At 72.0% G+C, this 1,125-nt stretch carries 2 protein-coding genes; one reads left to right on the top strand and one right to left on the bottom strand.

Features of this window, described 5'->3' with window-relative positions:
- Window positions 1-284, bottom strand: a 284-nt coding sequence (locus TR49_RS44160; protein ID WP_052434842.1) for a twin-arginine translocase TatA/TatE family subunit, incomplete at its 3' end; no start/stop codon positions are given.
- Window positions 285-463: 179 nt separating this feature from the next.
- Between TR49_RS44160 and TR49_RS32880 the strand changes: the two genes are divergently transcribed.
- Entirely contained in the window at window positions 464-1,048 is a 585-nt protein-coding gene (locus TR49_RS32880; protein WP_042388206.1) for a TetR/AcrR family transcriptional regulator, read from the top strand.
- Window positions 1,049-1,125: the final 77 nt, after the last annotated feature.

Below are 1,125 nucleotides of genomic sequence, written 5' to 3'. Positions count from 1 at the left end.
GCGGCGGACGGCTGATCGGGACGGGGGCCGGGGTCGGGGTCGGGGATCGGGACGTCGGCGAGCCGGCTGACCAGGGCCCGCGGGTCGAGGTCCGCGGCCGTGAGGTCGCGCAGCTCCTCCGGCAGCTCGCGTCGGAGCTCCTCGGTGCCGGCTCGGGCGAAGGAGCGGACGGCCTGCAGGAATCGGACCGCCTCACCGATGAGTCCGGGGAGCCGGTCGGGGCCGAAGACGACCACGGCGAGGACGGCCAGCATCGCGAGTTTGACGACGCTCAGGTCGAACACGGGAGTCCTCCCGGGGCGCGGGGATGTACGGGACGCGGGGCGAGTTGGCCGCGAAGTTATTACTAACCGGGCGCTCGGTCAATACTTTGGGAGCGCCGATGCGCCGTGTCCCTGCCGTGGACTACATTTTCAGTCAGCCCTGCCGTGGGCGACCGATGACGCATGTAGGGTGCCGGATTATGGCCGACCGTAGAACGACGATGCTGGAAGCGGCCGCGCGGGTGATCGCCCGGCGGGGTGTGCGCGGACTGAGGGTGGAGGAGCTCGCCGCGGAGGCCGGTGTCTCCACGGCGCTGATCTACTACCACTTCAAGAACCGCCAGGGCATCCTCCGGGCCACGCTGGACTTCATCAACGACCGCGCCGGGGACTACACGACCGGCCGCGACCCCGACGCCCCGCCGCTGGACGCCCGCGGTGAGCTGGAGCAGACGCTGCTGCTGGAGTTCCAGGACACCCCGCAGGTGCGGGAGAACAGCACGGCGTGGGGCGAGCTGCGCGCGAGCGCCGTCTTCGAGCCCGACCTGCGGGAGGACCTGGCCCGCGCCACGCTCGTCTGGGTCCAGGAGGTCGCCGAACTGCTGGGCAAGGTCCACCCGATGGCCGGGGCCGGAGCGCTCGCGCAGGCGGCCGAGCGGCTGACGGCGCTGCTGGAGGGCCTCAGCACCCGCTGGCTCAGCGGCAGCCTTCCGCTCGCGCACGCGCGGACGTTGATGGCGGAGGCCATCGACGTGGAGCTGTCCCGGCTGGCTCAGCCGGCCTGAGCGCACCCTGAGTACACAGAGCGGCGGCGGTACGGTCCTTCGGGCCGTACCCCGCCGCTCTGCTGTGTGCGCGGTTC

It is taken from the genome of Streptacidiphilus melanogenes (assembly GCF_000787835.1).
Classification (GTDB): domain Bacteria; phylum Actinomycetota; class Actinomycetes; order Streptomycetales; family Streptomycetaceae; genus Streptacidiphilus; species Streptacidiphilus melanogenes.
Note: the sequence above shows the minus strand (reverse complement) of the source record. Positions and strands in the feature narration are given on the sequence as shown.

What these genes read in the sequence shown, in the direction of transcription:
- TR49_RS32880 (WP_042388206.1), top strand. Translation starts at nt 464, where the DNA reads ATGGCCGACCGTAGAACGACGATGCTGGAAGCGGCCGCGCGGGTGATC.